This is a genomic window from Pseudomonas sp. RIT-To-2 (genome assembly GCF_029623465.1).
GTDB lineage: Bacteria > Pseudomonadota > Gammaproteobacteria > Pseudomonadales > Pseudomonadaceae > Aquipseudomonas > Aquipseudomonas silvicola.
In genome coordinates, this window is record NZ_JAPYKM010000003.1 from 284882 (window position 1) to 303820 (window position 18939).

21 protein-coding genes are annotated in these 18939 nt (G+C 65.7%); 3 read left to right on the plus strand and 18 right to left on the minus strand.

Features of this window, described 5'->3' with window-relative positions:
• Window positions 1–3 precede the first annotated feature (3 nt).
• The 5 genes from QBK88_RS04705 to QBK88_RS04725 form a co-directional block, all read right to left on the minus strand.
• Complete coding sequence (locus QBK88_RS04705) at window positions 4–888, minus strand: NAD(P)-dependent oxidoreductase (protein ID WP_277961110.1); 885 nt, start codon at window positions 886–888, stop codon at window positions 4–6.
• Window positions 885–2231: an MFS transporter gene (locus QBK88_RS04710; RefSeq protein WP_277961111.1), complete on the minus strand. Its 1347-nt coding sequence runs from the start codon at window positions 2229–2231 to the stop codon at window positions 885–887. The genes QBK88_RS04705 and QBK88_RS04710 overlap by 4 nt, the downstream gene beginning before the upstream one ends.
• A gap of 53 nt (window positions 2232–2284) precedes the next feature.
• Window positions 2285–3259, minus strand: coding sequence for a D-erythronate dehydrogenase (gene denD, locus QBK88_RS04715; RefSeq protein WP_277961112.1), 975 nt, complete (start codon window positions 3257–3259; stop codon window positions 2285–2287).
• Window positions 3260–3443: 184 nt separating this feature from the next.
• Window positions 3444–4292, minus strand: a complete 849-nt coding sequence (locus QBK88_RS04720) for an ureidoglycolate lyase (RefSeq protein WP_277961113.1) — start codon at window positions 4290–4292, stop codon at window positions 3444–3446.
• 36 nt (window positions 4293–4328) lie between these two features.
• On the minus strand, window positions 4329–5069 hold the full coding sequence (locus tag QBK88_RS04725) for an SDR family oxidoreductase (protein ID WP_277961114.1): 741 nt from the start codon (window positions 5067–5069) through the stop codon (window positions 4329–4331).
• A gap of 192 nt (window positions 5070–5261) precedes the next feature.
• On the opposite strand from QBK88_RS04725, the gene QBK88_RS04730 reads away from it, so the two are divergent.
• A complete protein-coding gene (locus QBK88_RS04730; protein ID WP_277961115.1) occupies window positions 5262–6215 on the plus strand; it encodes a LysR family transcriptional regulator in 954 nt (317 codons plus the stop codon).
• A gap of 35 nt (window positions 6216–6250) precedes the next feature.
• On the opposite strand, the gene QBK88_RS04735 is transcribed toward QBK88_RS04730, so the two are convergent.
• The 8 genes from QBK88_RS04735 to QBK88_RS04770 all read right to left on the minus strand — a co-directional run bounded on the left by QBK88_RS04735 (window position 6251) and on the right by QBK88_RS04770 (window position 13387).
• Window positions 6251–7072: an ABC transporter permease gene (locus QBK88_RS04735; RefSeq protein ID WP_277961116.1), complete on the minus strand. Its 822-nt coding sequence runs from the start codon at window positions 7070–7072 to the stop codon at window positions 6251–6253.
• 3 nt (window positions 7073–7075) lie between these two features.
• Window positions 7076–8077, minus strand: coding sequence for an aliphatic sulfonate ABC transporter substrate-binding protein (locus tag QBK88_RS04740; RefSeq protein ID WP_277961117.1), 1002 nt, complete (start codon window positions 8075–8077; stop codon window positions 7076–7078).
• 44 nt (window positions 8078–8121) lie between these two features.
• Window positions 8122–8898 carry a PhnD/SsuA/transferrin family substrate-binding protein gene (locus tag QBK88_RS04745; RefSeq protein ID WP_277961118.1) on the minus strand — a complete coding sequence of 259 codons (777 nt, stop codon included), beginning with the start codon at window positions 8896–8898 and terminating at the stop codon, window positions 8122–8124.
• 11 nt (window positions 8899–8909) lie between these two features.
• Window positions 8910–9848 (minus strand): fatty acid desaturase, encoded by a 939-nt coding sequence (locus QBK88_RS04750; protein WP_277961119.1) that lies wholly within the window; start codon window positions 9846–9848, stop codon window positions 8910–8912.
• A gap of 216 nt (window positions 9849–10064) precedes the next feature.
• Window positions 10065–11231 (minus strand): MFS transporter, encoded by a 1167-nt coding sequence (locus QBK88_RS04755; protein ID WP_277961120.1) that lies wholly within the window; start codon window positions 11229–11231, stop codon window positions 10065–10067.
• A gap of 103 nt (window positions 11232–11334) precedes the next feature.
• Window positions 11335–11916 carry a TetR/AcrR family transcriptional regulator gene (locus QBK88_RS04760; RefSeq protein WP_268143890.1) on the minus strand — a complete coding sequence of 194 codons (582 nt, stop codon included), beginning with the start codon at window positions 11914–11916 and terminating at the stop codon, window positions 11335–11337.
• Between the two features lie 34 nt (window positions 11917–11950).
• Entirely contained in the window at window positions 11951–12355 is a 405-nt protein-coding gene (locus tag QBK88_RS04765; RefSeq protein WP_268143888.1) for a nuclear transport factor 2 family protein, read from the minus strand.
• 126 nt (window positions 12356–12481) lie between these two features.
• Window positions 12482–13387, minus strand: coding sequence for an EamA family transporter (locus QBK88_RS04770; RefSeq protein WP_277961121.1), 906 nt, complete (start codon window positions 13385–13387; stop codon window positions 12482–12484).
• Between the two features lie 104 nt (window positions 13388–13491).
• Between QBK88_RS04770 and QBK88_RS04775 the strand changes: the two genes are divergently transcribed.
• Window positions 13492–14958: an aminotransferase-like domain-containing protein gene (locus QBK88_RS04775; protein ID WP_277961122.1), complete on the plus strand. Its 1467-nt coding sequence runs from the start codon at window positions 13492–13494 to the stop codon at window positions 14956–14958.
• Between the two features lie 56 nt (window positions 14959–15014).
• The gene (locus QBK88_RS04780; protein ID WP_277961123.1) at window positions 15015–16286 is read left to right on the plus strand and encodes an MFS transporter; all 1272 of its coding nucleotides are present in this window, start codon (window positions 15015–15017) and stop codon (window positions 16284–16286) included.
• Window positions 16287–16315: 29 nt separating this feature from the next.
• Here QBK88_RS04780 and QBK88_RS04785 read toward each other — a convergent pair whose 3' ends face one another.
• The 5 genes from QBK88_RS04785 to QBK88_RS04805 form a co-directional block, all read right to left on the minus strand.
• Window positions 16316–16528: a YXWGXW repeat-containing protein gene (locus QBK88_RS04785; RefSeq protein ID WP_268143879.1), complete on the minus strand. Its 213-nt coding sequence runs from the start codon at window positions 16526–16528 to the stop codon at window positions 16316–16318.
• 84 nt (window positions 16529–16612) lie between these two features.
• Complete coding sequence (locus QBK88_RS04790) at window positions 16613–17083, minus strand: periplasmic heavy metal sensor (RefSeq protein WP_277961124.1); 471 nt, start codon at window positions 17081–17083, stop codon at window positions 16613–16615.
• Complete coding sequence (locus tag QBK88_RS04795) at window positions 17080–17505, minus strand: hypothetical protein (protein WP_277961125.1); 426 nt, start codon at window positions 17503–17505, stop codon at window positions 17080–17082. Before QBK88_RS04795 ends, QBK88_RS04790 begins: the two co-directional genes overlap by 4 nt.
• Window positions 17502–18080, minus strand: coding sequence for an RNA polymerase sigma factor (locus tag QBK88_RS04800; protein WP_277961126.1), 579 nt, complete (start codon window positions 18078–18080; stop codon window positions 17502–17504). The genes QBK88_RS04795 and QBK88_RS04800 overlap by 4 nt, the downstream gene beginning before the upstream one ends.
• 72 nt (window positions 18081–18152) lie before the next feature.
• A complete protein-coding gene (locus QBK88_RS04805; RefSeq protein WP_277961127.1) occupies window positions 18153–18467 on the minus strand; it encodes a YXWGXW repeat-containing protein in 315 nt (104 codons plus the stop codon).
• Between the last annotated feature and the right edge of the window lie 472 nt (window positions 18468–18939).

Sequence of the window (18939 nt, forward strand, 5' to 3'; positions counted from 1 at the left end):
AAGTCAAAGGGGCAATTGGTTGTGGCGGCGTAACTGGCGGATCAGCGCGGCGTGGTCCAGGTCGCCATCGCCGGCGTCCACCAGGGCACCGAACAGGCTGTCCACCAGGGTGCCGACAGGCAGGTTCAGGCCAAGGCGCTGGGCATGGGCCAGGGCGGTGCGGGTGTCCTTGAGCTGCCACTTGCTTGGGCCGCCGGGGGTAAAGTCGACGTCGATCATGCGCTGGCCGTGTTGGCGCAGAATGGGCGAGTCGACGAAGCCACCCAGCAGTGCCTCGCGCACCTTGGCCGGGTCAGCGCCGCCGCGTTCGGCCAGCAACAGGCCTTCGGCGACGGTGGCGATGGTGCTGGCGACGATCAGCTGGTTCACCAGCTTGGCCAGTTCGCCGCTGCCGGCAGGGCCCACCCGTACCGGGCGGCCCATGGCTGACAGCACTGCGTGGCCCTGCTCGAAGGCGTCGGGGGTACCGCCCGCCATGATCGCCAGGCTGCCCTCCCGGGCGCCGCGCTCACCGCCGGACACCGGGGCATCCAGGTAACCCAGGCCACGTTCGGCGCACTGGCGGGCGTGGTCGGTGGCGGTGTCCACGGGAATCGAACTCATGACGATCACCAGCGCCCCCGGGCGCAGCGCGCCGGTGGCGCCGCGATCGCCGAACAGCACCTGGGTGCAGGTGGGGCCGTCGCTGAGCATGCACACCAGTACGTCGGCACCCTCGGCGGCGGCCAGGGCGCTGTCACTCACCCGCGCGCCGTCGGCGGTCAGGGCGGCGGCTTTGTCTGGCGAACGGTTCCAGGCGCGCACCGGGTAGCCAGCGCGCAGCAGGTTGCGCACCATGGGCGCGCCCATGATGCCGGTGCCAATGAAGGCGATCTCGGGGAGGCTCATGCCTCGTCTCCTATCAGGGGGCGGCGGGCCGCGGTTGCCGGTTGGCGTGGCATCAGCATCATGCCGATGCCCGCGGCACCCACCAGCGCGGCGATCACCAGGAAACCCGGGGTGTAGCTGCCGGTCGTGGTGTAGAGCAGGCCGGTTAGGTACGGCCCGGAAAAGCCGCTGAGGTTGCCGATGGAATTGATCAGGCCGATGCCGGCTGCCGCACCGACCCCGGTCAGCACCTGCCCGGGTACGGCCCAGAACACGTTGATGGCGCTGTACACGCCGATGGCCAACAACACGAAGCCGATGACAATGACCCACGGCTGGTTGATCAGCAGCGCCAGAGCGATTGAAATCGACGCCAGCAATGCCGCGCCACCGGCATGCCAGTGGCGTTCCTGCAGGCGGTCGGAACGGCGGCTCCAGAGGATCATCGCCACCGCGGCCAGGGCATAGGGAATGGCAGTGATCAGGCCGTTCTGCATCAGGCCCAGGTCCAGCCCGAACGAGGCCCGGAACGATTGCAGCACACTGGGCAGGAAGAAGTTCATGGCGTTGGAACCGGAGGTGATGCCGAAGTACACGAGCGCCAGCATCCACACCTGGCGGTTGCCCAGGGCATGGCGAATCATCTGCCCTTTGCTGAGGCCGGCATCCACGGCCAGGGGCTTGTCGCGCTCTTCGCGCTCCAGGGTGTTGATCAGCCACGAGCGCTGTTCAGGTGTCAGCCAATGGGCATCGGCGGGGCGGTCGGTGAGGTAGAAGAAGCACACAATCCCCAGCACCATCGCCGGTACGCCTTCGGCCAGGTACATCAGCCGCCAGCCCACCACGCCCAGGCTGTCACCCAGTTGCATCAGGCCCACCGACAGGGGCGCGCCGATCACCTGGGCAATGGGTACGCCCAGGTAGAAGGTCGCGATCATGCGGGCCCGGTAGCGGCTGGGAAACCACAGCGACAACAGGTAGATGACGCCAGGGAAGAACCCCGCCTCGGCAATGCCCAGCAACACGCGCAGGGTGATGAAGTGCCCGGCGGTCTGCAACAGGCCCATGGCCGAAGCGATCAGGCCCCAGGTCACCATGATGCGAGCAATCCATACCCGGGCGCCGAAGCGGTGCATCATGATATTGCTCGGCACTTCGAAGACAAAGTAGCCGAGGAAGAAGATCCCGGCGCCCAGGCCATAGATGGCCTGGCTGATGCCGATGTCCTCGTTCATTTTCAGCGCCGCGAAACCGACGTTGGTGCGGTCCAGGAAGGCGACCACGAACAGCAGGATGAGGAAGGGCACCAGGCGTTTGGTGACGCGGCTGATGGTCTGTTTTTCGATGTCCGATACGGGGTTCATGTCGGTGGCCTCGCCTTGTTATTGTTGTGGGGGCGGCTCTGAACGTTGTCGCATCAATGGGCGGCGGTGTCCTCGATGTGGGCACGGATCAGGGTGTCGAAGTCCGGGTCGGCCTTGAACCCCAGTGAGCGCGCGTAAGGCGCCTCGACCCGGCTGGGCCAGCTTTCGACGATGCGCTGGATGGTCGCGTCCGGCTCCCAGCGAATCAGCTTCACGGCTTCAGGGCCGGCCACCCGTTCCAGGGCCGCGACCATGTCGGCGACGGTGGTGGTCAGGCCGGGCAGGGGGATCACCCGCTGGTTGCCCAGGGCTTCGGGCGCCAGGGTCATGGCCAGCAGCATCGATTCGACCGCCCGGCGCGGGGAGGACAGGTACACCTGGGTGTCGGGGCGCACCGGGCACACGGCCGGCAAGCCCACCAGGGGTTCGCGGATGATCGAGCTGAAGAAGGTCGACGCCGCCTTGTTGGGCTTGCCGGGGCGTACGGCGATGGTGGGCAGTCGCAGCACGCGGCCGTCGATGAAGCCTTTGCGCGCATAGTCGGCCACCAGCAGTTCACCCACGGCCTTTTGCATGCCGTATGAAGATTGCGGCGTGAGCGCGGTGTCGTCGTTGACCACGGGCGGCAGCACGCCGCCGAACACCGCGAAGCCGCTGGCGTACACCAGGCGCGGGGTGCGGCCTTGCTGGCGCAAGGTTTCAAGCAGGGTCATGAGGCCGTGCAGGTTGACCTGCATGCCCAGGTCGAAGTCCGCCTCGGCAGCACTGCTGACCACGGCCGCCAGGTGCCACACCAGGTCGATGCCGTCGGTAATGCGCGCCAGGGTAGCGCCGTCGCTGATGTCGCCGGTGACGATTTGCAGGCGGGGGTCGCTGGGTACGCCTTCGCCTTCGAAGGCGTCGAACAGCACGATGCGCTCGATGGGGCGTGGGGCCTGGCCGTCGAAGGTCAGGGTGCCGAGGTCGAGCAGGCGTTGGGCCAGTTGCTTGCCGATGAAACCGGTACCACCGGTGATCAGAATACGCATGGGGGGTTCCTTGTTGTTATGAAAGTAACGGTCGGTGTTCGCTGTATGGGGGCCTCACGGCCGGCGCCGCAGCCTACTGTGGGACCGGGCGGAGCTCGGGAAGCAGGCACCGCGGGCAGGCTGATACGGCCCGGTGTTCTTTTCCCGAGCTTCGCCCGGTCCCACAGGGCTATGACAAAGCTCCTTAATCGGCCTGCACGGTCCGCTGGCGCTGTTCACCCAGCCCGGCGACGCCCAGGCGCATCTCCTGCCCGGGCTTGAGGAACACCGGGTTGGGCTTGACGCCCATGCCCACCCCCGGTGGGGTGCCGGTGGAAATGATGTCCCCGGGCTGCAGCGACATGCAGCGGCTGAGGTAGGCGATCAGCGCCGGAATCTGGAACACCAGGGTGCGGGTGTTGCCGTCCTGGTAACGGTGGCCATCCACTTCCAGCCACAGGTCCAGCTGGTGCGGGTCGGGCACCTCGTCGCGGGTCACCAGCCACGGCCCGATCGGCCCGAAGGTATCGAAACCCTTGCCCTTGTCCCAGGTACCGCCGCGCTCCAGTTGCCATGCGCGCTCGGAGACGTCGTTGATCACGCAGTACCCGGCCACATGGTCCAAGGCGTTGGCTTCGTCGATATAGCGTCCACCCTTGCCGATGACCACACCCAACTCCACTTCCCAGTCGGTCTTTTTCGAGTCACGGGGGATCTGCACGTCATCGTTGGGCCCGCAGATGGCGCTGGTCCATTTGTTGAAGACCACCGGTTCGCTGGGTACCGCCATGTTCGATTCGGCGGCGTGGTCGGCGTAGTTCAGGCCGATGCAGATGAACTTGCCCACCTGGCCCACGCAGGGGCCGATGCGCGGGGTGCCGGGCACCAGGGGCAGGCTGCCTGCATCCAGTTGGGCCAGCGTGGCCAGGCTTGCCGCTTCCAGGTAGGCACCGCCGATGTCGGGGACATGGCCGCTGAGGTCGCGGATCTGCCCCTGGGCGTCCAGCAGGCCGGGTTTTTCCTGGCCCCTGGGGCCGTAGCGCAGCAATTTCATCGCAAGCTTCCTGATTCGGGTCGGGAGGGAGAAAGTCTAGTTGCTCATGCCGCCGTCGATCACGTGCACCGCGCCAGTGGTATAGGCGCTGGCCTCCGAGCCCAGGTACAGGGCCAACCGAGCGATCTCCTCGGGCGTGCCCAGGCGGCCCATGGGCTGGCGCGCCACGAAGGCCTGGTACACCTCGGCCTCGCTGCGGCCTTCGGCGCGGGCCTGGTCGGCGATGCGCTGGCGCAGCGAAGGTGAGTCGACGGTGCCGGGGCAGATGGCATTGCAACGGATGCCCTGGGCCACGTAATCGGCAGCCACGGATTTGGTCAGGCCGATCACGGCCGCCTTGCTGGCCGAATAGGCGAAGCGGTTGGGTACACCCTTCACACTGGAGGCCACGGAGGCCATGTTGACGATGCTACCGCTGCCCGCTGCGAGCATGCCCGGGAGCACGGCGCGGATCATGCGGTATATGGCTGTGACGTTGAGGTCGAAGGAAAACTGCCAGGCCTGTTCGTCACACTCAAGCAGGCTGCCGCTGTGCACGTACCCGGCGCAATTGAACAGCACGTCGAGGGTACCCACCTGTTCGGCCACGGCCTGGATGGCGGCGGGGTCGGTGACGTCCAGAGCGACCGCCTGAATGCCTGGAAGGCCGCGCAGGCTGTCGATGTTCAGGTCGGTGGCGATGACGTGGGCGCCGGCTTGCTGGAAGGCCAATACCGAGGCACGGCCGATGCCCTGGGCAGCGGCCGTGATCAACACACGTTTGTCAGCGAGGCTCATGGCGGGCGGTCCTTGTTGTTATTGGGCACATTCGCTAAACCCCTGGCTCTGTGCGAAATACATCCCAGCTCAGCCATGCTCCGTTGAAAACAGGCTGGCCTTCGCGGGCAGGCGGCTCATACAGACCCTAGAACGTCTTGCCGATAATCGCCAATGAGATATTCTCAGGGTTCAATAACCGGGGGTTATCAGATGGCCGAGGTGTCCTACAACCAACTGTGCAATTGGCTGCGCTTCCGCCACCTGGTGTTGATCGACACCCTGGCCCGCACCCAGAACATGCACGCCACTGCCCAGCAAATGAGCATCAGCCAGCCGGCGGTGAGCAAGATGCTGCGCGAGGCCGAGAAGATGCTTGGCTTCGACCTGTTCCAGCGCCTGCCACGCAGCCTGCAGCCCACCGACCTGGGGCTGCATGTGGCACGCTATGCGCAGATCGCCCTCAACGACGCGCGCCATTTCGTCGGCCAGGTCAACGACCTGCGCGAGGGGGGCCACGGCCTGTTGAAAATCGGCACCATCTTCGCCCCCACGTCCCTGGCGCTGCCCCAGGCCATCGTGGCCATCAAGCAGCGCTGGCCGCTGCTGACCCTGGAAGTATTGGAGGGCACCAGTGCCAACCTGCTGACCATGCTCGAACACAAGCAATTGGACCTGGTGCTCGCGCGCTTCACCCTGGACCGCCACCGCCAGCTGTTCGACTTCCTGCCCTTGGCCCCCGAGCCCCTGTGCCTGGTCGCTGGCAGCCAGCACCCGTTGGCCGGCAACAGCGATCTGCCCCTGGCCGAGCTGGGGCAATGGCCGTGGATTGTGTACCCCTCGGGCACCCCCATGCGTGCCCGGCTGGAGCGCGCATTCGCCGAGGCGGGCATGCAGTCGCCGGGCAACACCGTGGAAACCATTTCCATGCAGACCACCCTGCAGTTGCTGCAGACTGCGCCGATGCTGGCGATGCTGGCCGAGTCGATGGTCGAGCCAGACATTCGCGCGGGCCGGCTGACGCGGCTGAACCTGCCGTTTCCGTTGGTGTTGGATGATTACGGCATCATCACCCGGCGCGGGGAGACGCCCGGGTGGTCGGGGCAGGCGTTCATCGAGGCGCTCTGCCAGCCGCAACCGCCCGCAGGCAAACCCCCATCGCCGTAGCAGCGGTACGCCGGGCCCGTGCCAACAGACAGGTTTTACCGTCCGGGCCCTTCCCCGGTGAAGGTATCCCGCCAGTTCAACCACCGCCGCTCCAGTACCGCCAGTAGCCGGTCACTGACCTTGCCCAGCACCGCCAGCACGATGATCGCCGCCAGCACGATGTCTGGCCGCGATGTTTCGCGGCCGTCGCTGAGCAGGTAGCCCAGCCCCTTGGTAGCGGCGATCAGCTCGGCGGCCACCAGGAACATCCAGGCCATGCTCAGGCCACTGCGCAGGCCGGTGAACAGCCCGGGCATCGCCGCTGGCAGCAGGATTCGCCACACCAGTTGGCGGCGGTTGAAGCGAAACACCCGGCCCACCTCCACCAGCCGCCGGTCGATGTCGCGGATCGCCGCCACGCCGTTGACGTACACCGGGAAGAACGCACCAATGGCGATCAGCACCACCTTGGAAGTTTCGTCGATGCCCAGCCACAACAGCAGCAAGGGTACCCAGGCCAGGCTGGGAATGGCCCGCAGCCCGGCGAAGGTAGGTTCCAGGTAGGCCTCTGCCTCACGGCTCAACCCTACCCAGGCGGCGAACACCAGGCCCAGCCCGGCGCCGATCACGAACCCGGCCAGCACGCGGCTCAGGCTTGCCAGTACATGCTTGGCCAATGGCCCCTGGGCCAGGTCGAGCAAGGTCAGGGCAACGTCGCTGGGCGCAGGCATCTGGTACGCGGGCAACCAGCCTGCGCGTACCACGGCTTCCAGCACGGCAATGATCAGAACAGGCAGCGCCAGCCCCTTTAACCGTGACGGCACGCCCCGACGCGGGAGGGGTGCGGGCCGGGTCAGGCTTTTCGACGGGATGGCCATGGCTCAGTTTTTCCCGATGACCTGGGCGCTGAATTGGGGGGCGATCAGTTGGTCCACCACCTGGTTGACGTCGACACCTTTGCGCACCAGGCCCTCGGACACCAGGATGGGCGCGGCAGCCTTCAGCGCGGCAATGTGTTCGGCGCCAGGCTGAGCATTGCTGAAGTCGGTACGCGACAGTTGCAGCTTGGCCACCTCCAGCGGCAGGCCCGATTCCCTGGCCAGCAGGTCCGCGAGTTCATCCGGGTGCTGGCGTGCCCAGTCACGGGCTTTTTCGTAGGCCTGCAGGACCACTTCGATGGTGTGGGGCTGAGCCTTGGCGAAGGCTTCGGTGACACTGATCACGTCGTAGCTGTTGAAGTCGACATTGCGGTACAGCAAGCGCGAGCCCGCTTGCAGCTGGCTGGCGGCCAGGTGCGGGTCCAGGCCGGCCCAGGCGTCCACGTCGCCTTTTTCCAAGGCAATGCGGCCATCGGGGTGCTGCAAGTGCACCAACTCCACGTCGTCCTTGGTCAAGCCGGCCTGTTGCAGGCTGCGCAAGGTAAAGAGGTACGGATCGGTGCCTTTGGTGGCGGCGATTTTCTTGCCCTTGAGGTCGGCCACGGTCTTGATCGGTGAGTCCTTGCGCACGGCCAGCGCTGTCCACTCGGGGCGGCTGGCGATGTACACGGTTTTCAGCGGGCTGCCGTTGGCGCGGCTGAGCACGGCGGCAAGGCCTGCCGTGGAGGCGAAGTCGATGCTGCCGCCATTGAGGTATTCCAGCGAGCGGTTGCTGCCCTGGCTCAACACCCAGGTGACCTTGCTCGCCGGCAACGCCTGCTCCAGCCAGCCGAAATGCTTCAGCACCAGGCTGGTGGGCGAGTAATAGGCATAGTCCAGGCGCACCTGCGCCGGTGCCTGGTCCTGGGCCTGCGCCAGCGGGCTGAAGGTGGCGAGCAAGGCGGCTGCCGTCAGGATCGGACGGGCCCAGTGAACCAGGGTTGCGAGCAAGCGAGGGTGGGTCATGGTGACTCCTTGTTATGAAAGGCTATGGGTGAATCATCGGTGCTTCAATCCAGGCGCCCGAAGCCGAGCTGCACGGCCTGGGCTTCATAGTCCTGCAGCACTCGGTAGTCTTGCAGTCGCGCCGGTACCACGCTGACGATCCCCAGGGTCTGAGCCACCTCGGGGTTGCCCGTGAGGCTGATGTTCAGCGCGTCGCGCAATTGATCGACGGGAATGCTGTGGTGGCTGGTGATGTAGGGCAGGGTGGGGCTCGGCGCCGTGCGCCCCAGCACGCGTACCTGCGCCACGGTGTCGGGTGCGAAGCGCTTGAGGTAGGCGAAGGTGACGCTGTCGATGGCGGCAAGGTCGGCCTGCCCGGCGGCCACCCGCCGCAGGCTTTCACGGTGGCTGCCGCTCACGCTGACGCGCGAGAAAAAACGGCCGTGGCGGGCCAGCGGTGCCAGCGCATGGCGCAGCAGGTTCATGCCGCTGTTGGAGTCCTCGCTGTTGATCACCCCGTGGCTGCCCTGCAACTCCGCCAACGCCTGCCAGGGGGCCAGCCGGTGCACGACCAGCAGGCTGCAATGTTGCCCGCCCTGGGCATCGGGCAGATCGAAGCAGGGCCGGCCCACCACCCGCACCCGGTCCTTCAGGCGGGTGACCAGGGGGTAACCGCAGGTCTGGCTGACCAGCAACCGGGGGTTGAGCCACAGTTGCTCCAGCGGCTCGTCGTCGCGCTGGCGCTGGCTGATGCCCAGCACTCGCAGGGTCTGGTTCAGCCAGTGTTCACTGGCCTGCAACACCGCGGCGGGGGCCACGTACATCGGCAGTTCGGCGATCATGCTCGGCCTCCTCAGTGCCAGGGGTGCAGCGGGCTGTCGACGGGGCGCAGGCCATGGCGGCGGAACAGCTCACCATACCCGCGCACCAGGAAGTGGCCACTGCGGCTCAGCCAGTCTTCGCGCCGTTGCCGGTACACCCGGGGCAGGTAATACCAGGGCAGGCCGGGCAGGTCGTGGTGCACCAGGTGCAAATTGAGGTTCAGGAACAGCCAGCGCCACGGCCAGCCGGCTTCGTTGATCACCGAGCGCTGCTCCGGGCAGTGGGCCGGTCGGTGCTCGTAGTAGGAACGTACCATCGACAGCGCCAGCGCCAGCAGGCTGGCCGCCACGTAACCGAACACGCTGATACCCCCCTGGGCCTGAACGAATGCCAGCAATGCCACCACGCACACCCCGTGGCACAGCCACATCACCCAGGCCTGGATCACGCCTTGGCGCAGGCGCGAGGCTTCGCCCTTGAGCAAACCCAGAAGGGCCAGCGCGGGCCCCACCAACAGGCGGCCATAGAGCGTCTTGTTCAGCCAGTGCAGCACGCGTGCGAGCGCACCACGGTTCGCCCAGGTGCCGTGGTCCATATAGCGGCTCTCGGGGTCCAGGTGCGGGCGCGTCAACTCGGCATCCCGGTGGTGCAGCAGGTGGCTGTCGCGGTAGAGGGTGTAGGGGTACCAGAGCGCCAGAGGCGCGTAGCCCAGCCATTTGTTGAGCCATGCCAGGCGGGTAGGGTGGCCATGCAGCAGTTCATGCTGCAGGGACATCCACAGGGTGATCAGCGGTACCAGCAACACCAGGGTCAGCCCTGAGCCTAGCCTGGGGCCGTAGTGGACCAGGCCGAACCATGCCGCGTAGGTGCACAGCAGCAATAGCCAGGTGGGCCAGTCAGTGCGCGCGGTCCAGGTGCGGTGCAGGGCGGTGATGTGCTGCTGGTGGGCAGCGTCGAGGTAGGCAGGCATGGCAGACAACCTGGCAAGGCGTTGTGAGTGTCAGGCTCCGTACGACCTGCATCCCGCCTCGGCCAGGCTGCATTGAAAACAGGCTCGCCTGGCCTTCGCGGGAATGCAGTCCATCCTGACCCTGGGGCGAATGCACCTTACCAATATTTTTTATGCCGTAAAAATCACTAGTTGCTACTGAGTTAGATCATGCGGTAATAAAAAAAACCGTTGGCGTCAGGGAGTTCCTTGCTGCGCGCCAGCGGGCCTGCGCGTGAGGTAGGGCAACAGGCTGATCAGGCCCAGAGCAGCCAGCGCCGCCCCTACCCACAAAGGCGAGCGCAGGCCATGGCCCGTGGCGATGCCCACGCCGCCCAGCCATGCGCCCACCCCCAACCCGGCATTGATGACGGAGGTATGCACGGTATTGACCAGTGCCCCCGGGTGGGCGGTAGCCATCACCCGGGCAATCATGGCGGGGTTCATGGGCACGCCGACCAGGCCAATGGCCAAAAGCGCAGTCAGGCTGATGGCAGCGCTGTGGGCGAAGAGTGCAAACAGCACCAGCGTGAGGCTCAGCACAATCAGGCCACCGAGCATGATCGGCAGGCTGTAGCGGTCGGCGTAGCGCCCCACCAGGGTATTGCCCAGCACGTTCGCCGCGCCATAGGCGGCCAGCAGCCACGGCATGGCTTCGAGGGGCAGGCCGGTGACCTGGGTCAGTATCGGGGTAAAGTAACTGAAGGCGGCGAAAGTGGCGCCGATGATCAGCCCGCTGGTCATGTAGGCGGCCCACAGGTGGCGGTTGCTGAACGCCGCCAATTCAGCCGCCAGGCTCAACGCCCCGGCGGTACAAGTGCTGGGTACCCGACGGCCGATGATGGCCGCGCAGCCCAAGGTCAGGGCCACCACCAGCCAGAAGCTGGCGCGCCAGCCCCAGTGCTGGTCGATCAGGGTGGCCAGGGGGACGCCCAGCACGGTGGCCAGCATCAGCCCGCCAATGACGATGGAAGCTGCCCGACCGCGTGCTTGCACCGCTACTTGTTCAGCGCAGATGGCAAGTGCCACCCCGAAACAGGCGGAGCCGGCCACGCCGGTGACCGTTCGGGCGATGGCCAGCGTGTCGTAGCAGGTGGCCATGGCGGCGGCTGCCTGGGCAACGGCGTAGAACCCCAACAGGTACAACAGCGAGGTCTTGTTGGGTGCCCGCAGCCTGAGCAGGCCCACCGTGAGCAGTGGCCCGCCCAATACCATGCCTGCGGCATACAACGAGATCAGGTAACCGATTTGATCCACAGGCACATCGAAGGCTGCCGCCAGCGAGGGCATCATGCCCGCCACCAGAAACTCGGAGGTGGTCACCGAGAAGATCGTGAAGGCGAGCAGGTAAACGGTGAATGGCATGGCAACCCCTAAAGTGTAATGATCGGTAAAATATTGGGCGATAAAAACGGCGCGAGTGCCCTGCTGTTTGACGAACAAGGCGGGGGGCGGGCCTCGGGCAGGTTCAGAGGCGTGCCAGGGTGCCTTCCATCACATCTTCCAGGAAGGCTCGGTCAGGCATGGACTGCCCCAACACCCGCAACCCGTAATAGCTGCTGATGAACGCCCGGGCCGAAGCCAGGGGCGAGCGCTCGGCCGCCAGTTCACCGTGGCGCTGGCCCAGGGCGAACACATGGCACAGCACCTGTTCAAGGCGTGTCACATAGACCCGGCTGATATCGGCCACCATCGGGTCCTTGCCCGCACGGTCCAGGGCGGCGAACAGCGCCATGCAGCCGCGGCCTCCGGAAGGCCCCAGGTCGCCATCCACGCCCCATTGCATCAGGGCGCGCAGTCGCTCCTTGGCCGAACCAGGACCGTTGAGAATACGCGCCTGGGCCTCGATGCCCAGCTCCTGATAGCGGCGCAGCGCCAATTCGTAGAGCTTGTGTTTGCTGCCAAACGCGTGATAAAGGCTACCCCGGCCCAGGCCGGTGCGTTCGCACAGTTCCTGGGCCGAACTGCCCTCGTAGCCGTTGGACCAGAACACGTCCATGGCCGCCTCGATCACCGCGGTATCGTCAAACTCTCTAGGTCTTCCACTCATGGTGTGCGCTCGGTCAATCAGTAGCGGGTGGCAATCATACCGCCGCCTGGGCCACGGCGAAGCTGTCTTCGAGCATATGGCAGCGGGTGATCAGGCCACCCTCGATGGTCAGGTCGAAGGCAAAGGCGGTTTCAACCAACTTGCCCGTGCGCTTGACCCGTGAAGCCAGCTCGCCCATGGCCACCGCGCGGGTGCCGCTGACCAGGATATCCGTCAGCTGAAACCGCTCGGAGTTCAGCAGTTCGCGAACCTGGCCGTAGAATTCGGCGACCCCTTGCCGGCCGGTCTTGCGGCCGATCCACGGCACGGTGGCGGTGTCACCGGCAATGTACCAGTCCACGTTTTCATTGAAGAGCGCGGCGATCTGCGCCGGGCTAGCGCCGCTAGCCAGGGTAGTGAACAGGTGGGTGGCGGCTTGGCGAGTGCTTTCATCGGTCATGGGGCTCTCCTGAGAATGGGGTGGGCCGAGTGTAGGTCGTTGTGTAACGAACAGTCAAATATTAAGCGGCCTATCTGGCACAGGTTTCACATTTGATTTCCTGACGCACACAGCCCTGAACAGTTATCAGCCGCGGGCGGTGCGCAGCCGCGGAATGAAACCGCCAAACATGTTCAACAGCAGCCCCGCGACCACCACCAGCGCACTGGCGGCCTGGGCAGCAGACAGCGTCTCGCCCAGGAACAGATTGGCGCTGATCAGGCCCACTACCGGCACCAGCAATGAGAGCGGGGCGATACGCCAGGTCTCGTAGCGTTTCAGCAACTGCCCCCACACGCCATAGCCGAACAGCGTGGCCAGGAACGACAGGTACACCAGCGACAGGACGGTCTGGGTGGAGATGTTTTCCAGGCTGTCGAGGATGACGTCGGGGCCGTCGACCAGCCAGGAACAGGCAAAGAACGGCACCACGGGGATCAGCGCGCTCCAGACCACCAGCGACATCACCGAAGTGGGGTGTTTCTGGGCGATCACCTTGTTGGTGACGTTACCCAGGCTCCACGACAGCGCCGCGGCCAGGATCAGCAGCAACGGTACCAGCGGCAATGCTTGTGCGTCCGGGCTGGCGGTGCCAGCTTTCGCCAGCAGCACCATGCCCACGCCTGCGATCAGCATGCCGGCCACATGGTTCCACTTGAGCTTCTCCGCCAGCAGCAGGGCGGCGAATACCATGGTGAAAAACGCCTGGGCCTGCAGCACCAGCGAAGCGATACCTGCGGGCATGCCCAGCTTGATGCCCAGGAACAGAAAGGCGAACTGCCCGAAACTGATGGTCATGCCGTAGGCCAGCAGCCACTTGAAGGGCACGGCCGGGCGCTTGACGAAGAACACCGCTGGAAAGGCCACCAGGGCAAACCGCAACCCCGCCAGCAGAAACGGCGGCATGCCATGCAGGCCCACCTTGATCACCACGAAGTTGATTCCCCAGGCCACCACCACAGCCAAGGCGAGTATTCTATCGGTCAAGCGCATGAAGCATTCCTTGTATCACTGATTAGCGTGTTCGCTTGACTCGATTCTAGGGCCGCCGTAGCGTGCCGACGATACACAGATCCCGTGAATTCGAGGCAGTACAGATGACACCAGAAGGGCGCGCGCGCTACCGGCAGCTCGCCGAGCAGATCAAGGCCGCCATCGACACCGGTACCCTGCAGCCCGGCGCCCGGCTACCCTCGGTACGCACCCTCGCCGCACAGTACGGGGTTAGCCAGACCACCGCGCTGAACGCCTTGCGTGCCCTGGAAAACCAGCGCTACGCCGAGGCCCGGCCGAAGTCCGGTTTCTTCGTGAGGGCAAATCCCGCTGCCCCTCGTGACCAGGCCAAAGTCATCGCGCCCCTGGACGAACAGACCGAACTGCACCTGGCCATGGTCGGCAGCGAGTGCCGCGTGCGCCTCGACCTGGCCAACGGCGCCAGCACCCTGTACCCGCTGGAGAAAATGGCTGTGCTGCTGCGCAAGGCTGGCCAGGCGAAGCCTGCGGTATTGGGCAGTACCGTCAAAGGCACCGGCTACCCGCCGCTGAAAGCCGAGATATCCCGCCGTGCCGTGAGCTATGGCTGCCACCTGGACCCCGACGACCTGCTGATCACCAACGGCTGCATCGAAGCCCTGTCGCTGGCCTTGCGGGCGACCCTGAGCGCGGGCGATGCGGTGGCCGTCGAATCCCCGTGCTATTTCGTCCTGCTGCACATGCTCCAGAGCCTGGGCCTGCGGGTGGTGGAGGTACCTGCCGGCGCTGCCGGGCACATTGACGTAGACCGCCTGGTCGCCTTGTTCGAAACCCGGGCTGTCAACGCCTTCGTCACCCTGGCCAACATCAACAACCCGCTGGGCAAAAGCATTCCCAACGCCGCCAAGGCCGCCATCGCCCAGGCTGCCGATGCGCACGGCATCATCCTCATCGAGGACGATATCTTTGGCGACACCGCGTTCGGTGAACAGCGGCCGTTTCCCCTGCTGGCCTTTACCGCCAACGCGCTGCTATGCAGCGGTTTCTCCAAGACCCTGGCGCCGGGCTTGCGCATCGGCTGGGTGTACAGCCGCCAGCACAGCCGGCGGCTGATGATGCTCAAATACACCTCCAGCATGGGCACCTCGGTCCCCCCGCAAATGGCGATTGCCGAGATGCTCCGCAGTGGCGGCTATGACGCCCACCTGCGCAGGTTGCGCGCTACGCTCGCCAGTCAGGTTCGGCAGATGCGCGAAGCGGTATTGCGCCATTTTCCGGCGGGTACGCGGGTGTCGGAACCGGAAGGCGGGTATGTGCTGTGGGTGGAGATGCCTCACGGGGCGCTGAACGTGAGGGAGCTGTTCATCAAGGCGCGTGCACTGGGCATCGGGATTGCGCCGGGGCATATTTTCGCCACCGATGGGCGGTACGATCATTGTTTCCGGCTCAATGCCGGGTTTGGCTGGGACCAGGAGGTAGAGCGTGCCATCGGGCAATTGGCGGCGTGGTGCGGCGAGTCGCTGGCCATCGATAACCCCCCGTTATCAGCCAATCGAATGTTGTCATTGGGCAAACCCGCCACCCCTCTCTAAAGTGCAGGAGCCCCCACGCGCTTGCGTGCCGGGCCTACCGCTCACAGAGGCGTGTCATGAAAACAATAAAAAGCTTCAAGACCCTGACCATCGTGTTTCTGTTCCTGATCGGCGTGGTCAACTACCTGGACCGTAGCGCGCTGTCCATCGCCAACACCTCTATCCAGCAGGACCTGAGCATCAGCCCGACGCAGATGGGCTTTTTGCTATCGGCATTTTCCCTGGCCTATGCGTTTTCGCAGTTGCCCATGGGCGCGTTGATCGACCGGTTGGGCAGCAAGGTGGCGCTGGGTGGATCGTTGATTGTGTGGTCGTTGGCCCAGGCAGCGTTCGGTCTGTTCAGCGGGTTCGCGCATTTGCTGGGCATGCGGGTGCTGCTGGGAATCGGCGAGGCACCGGTGTTTCCGTCGGCCGCCAAGGCCCTCTCGGAATGGTTCGACACCCAGGAGCGGGGCACGGCGACGGGGTGGGTGTGGTCGGCGACATGCATCGGGCCGTGCCTGGCGCCGCCGCTGTTGACGCTGTTCATGGTGCACCTTGGCTGGCGCGGCATGTTCGTGCTGACCGGGGCCATCGGCCTGGTGTTGGCGGTGTGCTGGTGGGTGTTCTACAAGAGCAAGGCGCAGTACCTGGCCGAGACCGGGCGTGCCGAGCCGCAACCGGCACCGCGCCAGGTGATGCCGCGGTTGCGCTGGTCGGCGTTGTTGCGTGACCGCAATACGTGGGGCGCGTTTCTGGGCTTCATGGGCGTGATTTACATGATCTGGCTGCACCTGACGTGGATGCCCGGGTACTTCGAACGGGAGCACGGCCTGGATCTGTATCGCACGGCGTGGGTCGTGTCGTTGGCGTACCTGTTCGGGGCAGTGGGAACGGTGGTGGCGGGCAAGGCCTGTGATCGTCTGGTAGCACGGGGCATGCGGGTGTTGGCGAGCCGCAAGCTGGTGATCATTACCGGGTTGCTGGGCGGCGCGTTGTTTACCCTGGTGGTGGCGTTCGTGAGCAATGTGGTGGCGTGCGTGGCGCTGCTGTGCGCAGCGCTTTTCTTCATCAATATTTCCAGTGCCACGGCGTGGATGATTGTCAACACCATCGTGCCGTCGGAGCGGGTGGCTTCGTTTGGCTCGATCCAGAATTTCGGCGGGTATCTGGCGGGGTCCATCGCGCCGATCCTGACGGGTTTCAGTGTGCAGCACAGCGGCTCGTTTTCATCGGCGTTTGTGATCAGTGCGGTCGTGGCGGCGTGTTCGGCGCTGGCCTATTTCGTGCTGCTGAAGGAGCCGAGTGCGCCGCGCCCCAGCGCTCAACCTGCCCTGCAGGCCCTGTAGAACGGGCCTGCAGGGTGCACCCCGTCAGGTCAGTAGGTGCGCCAGTGGCCGGGCTCCCATACCCAACGGCCAGGGCCCCAGCGGTAGTGGCCGGGTACCCAGTGGTAGCCCGGCGCGGGCATGACGGGCACCACTTCAACCGGTGGTGGTGGCCGGCGTGGGTGCACCGGTTCGACGATACAGCCGGTGAGCGTGGTTGCCACCAGGGCGGCGACCAGGGTGGCCTTGATGATTTTCAACATGGGCGGTTCCTTGCGTGAACATCCGCCGAGCCTGAGTGGCCGGCTTGCAAGGGTTTAACGCGCCTGGGCGAAAAATCCGTCGCGTCACCGGGTTTTCACAGCTTTGTCTTGCCCACGCAGGTACAGGGCGTTGGCCAGTTGTTCGCGCTCGTCGGCCGGTAGCGTGGTGGCGAAGTCGGCCAGGCTGGTTTCCACCCGTGCCCGCAGGGCCAGGTCGGCGTCCCGGGCGCGGCCCAGGTCGGCCACCAGGGCGTCGCGGTCCAGGGCGGGAGCGCGCAACTGGCGCATGGCATCCTGGCGGGCCTGGCGGCCGGCAATGATCAGTGGTTGGCTTTCGTCACGGGTTTCGCGCAGCAAGCGGCGCAGTTCATGGCGGCGCTGTTCCGGCAGTTGCACCATCACTTGGCGCAGACCGTGCTGCACCACGGGCCCGACCATGGGCTTGGGGTGCGACAGCCATTGGTACAGGCCGCCAGCCACGCCGCCGATCAGGAACAGGTTGAGCACCAGCGAGGCGGTGAGCAGGGTTTTCAGCGGGATGCGGGAATCACTCATTGCTCGCTGTCCTCGGCGTTGAGGGTGAAGACGATGTCGGCATCGTTTTGATCGAAGATACTGGGCAGCGCTTCGGCGCCGCTGCCCAGAGGCAAGCTCAGTGAAGCCACCAGCATGCCGGCGGCGATGCCCGCGACACCCACGCCCACCCAGCCCAGGCGCGACCACCAGTTCCAGTGGCTGCGCCAGAACGACGCGGACGGTGCGCTGGCGGCGATACGGCGTGCGAAGGCCGGGTCCGCAGCCGCTACCCGGTGGCTGTCGAGCAAGGCGTCCAGGTGGCCGGCCTGGGCGACCGCAGCCAGTGCTCGGGCGTTGCGGCTGGCCAGCAGGGCGCGGGCGGCCACCTGCTCGGCGGCGGGCCAGCGGCGCAGGTCGGCGCCGTAGGCATCGGCCAAGTGCTCAAAACGTTCAGGCGTCATGTTTTTCCCCTTCCTAGGCCGGCAGCGCCGGGTGGTTCTGCGAGGTAGTCGCGCAGGTTGCGCCGGGCTCGCGAGAGCAGGCTTTCCAACGCCTCGACGCTGATCTCCATGAGCGCCGCTGCCTCGATATTCGACAGTTCCTGGTAATACTGCAGCACGATGGCTTCGCGTTGGCGTTGTGGCAATGCCGCCAGCGCGGCGTCCATCCGCGCACGGGTGTCATGCGCTTCGAGTTGCTGCTCGGGCGCCAGCGCGGGGTCGGCCAGGTCGTGCAGGGCCGTGTCGTCCAGTGGCCGTTCCTGACGGCGGCGCAGCCGGTCATAACACAGGTTAAGCGCCACGCGGTGCAGCCAGGTGTCGAAGCGTGCCTGGCCAGGGCGCCAGCGCGCGGCCTGCTTCCAGATTCGCACGAAGCTCTCCTGCGCCACGTCCCGAGCTTCGTCGGCGTCGCCCAGCAAGCGGCTGGCGAGCGCCAGCAGCCGGGGCAGCTTGCGCGACACCATCTCGTTGACGGCGGCCGGTTCATTCTTGCCGATGCGGGCCAGCAGCTCGATGTCCGGATCAGGTTCTTTCAATAGGGCGTGTCTCGGTCCGGTGGCGGGGCATCAGGGAGGGTGACGGGGCGGGTGACCGCCCCGCGCCAGGCATCAGCGTGCCCAGTGTCCCTCCACCCAACGCCAGCTTGGACCACGTTGCGCCCAGTGGCCAGGTATCCAGTGGCCGCCGCGCATGGCCGGCTGCCAGTGGCCCGGTACCCACTCGTAATGGTTGCCCGCCCAGCGCCAGTGCCCCTGGTCCCACACATAGCCTGGACGTTCGCGCGGCAGCGGCTCGGCGCGCATGGGCGGCGGTGCCTGGCGGATCAGGATTTCGGTTTCCGCGGACGCTGGCACGCTGATCAGGGATGCCAGGGCAACCGGGACAAGCAGGGCAAAGCGCAACAGGGGGCGAGAAAGTCTCATGACAGCTCCTTCAGGCGCGTTCGACGGTGAACGCTGCTGATGGGTTTAACGGTGGCCATGGGGGAATCCGTCGCAGTGAGTGTGTTTTTTTTGGGGGCGTTTGTTGGTGTTCCCAAGGTCGAGCGCCGCGCGGGCGGCGCTCGATCGAAAGACGCCAGCAAATGTCACGAAACCCTTACCAAAAACCCTCAAAACCGTCATGGTGCTGTCATCTGCGGTTCCTATAGTGCCCGCACATTCCGCAGCACCTGCCCCAGGCCGGTGTGCCGAGGACCGGACCGCAGTACCTGGCATCGACGCCAGTGAGGAGCCAGACCATGCAAGCAGCCCTGACCACGGCCCAGCCGTTTACCCTCCGCCGCCACCCGTTGCCGGCCCGCGCCGTGAAGGTGGCCGCGGTGGTGGCCGTGCATGTGCTGGTGATCAGCTGGTTTGCCCACCAGGCCCCCACGCCATTGGCCGTGAGCCAACC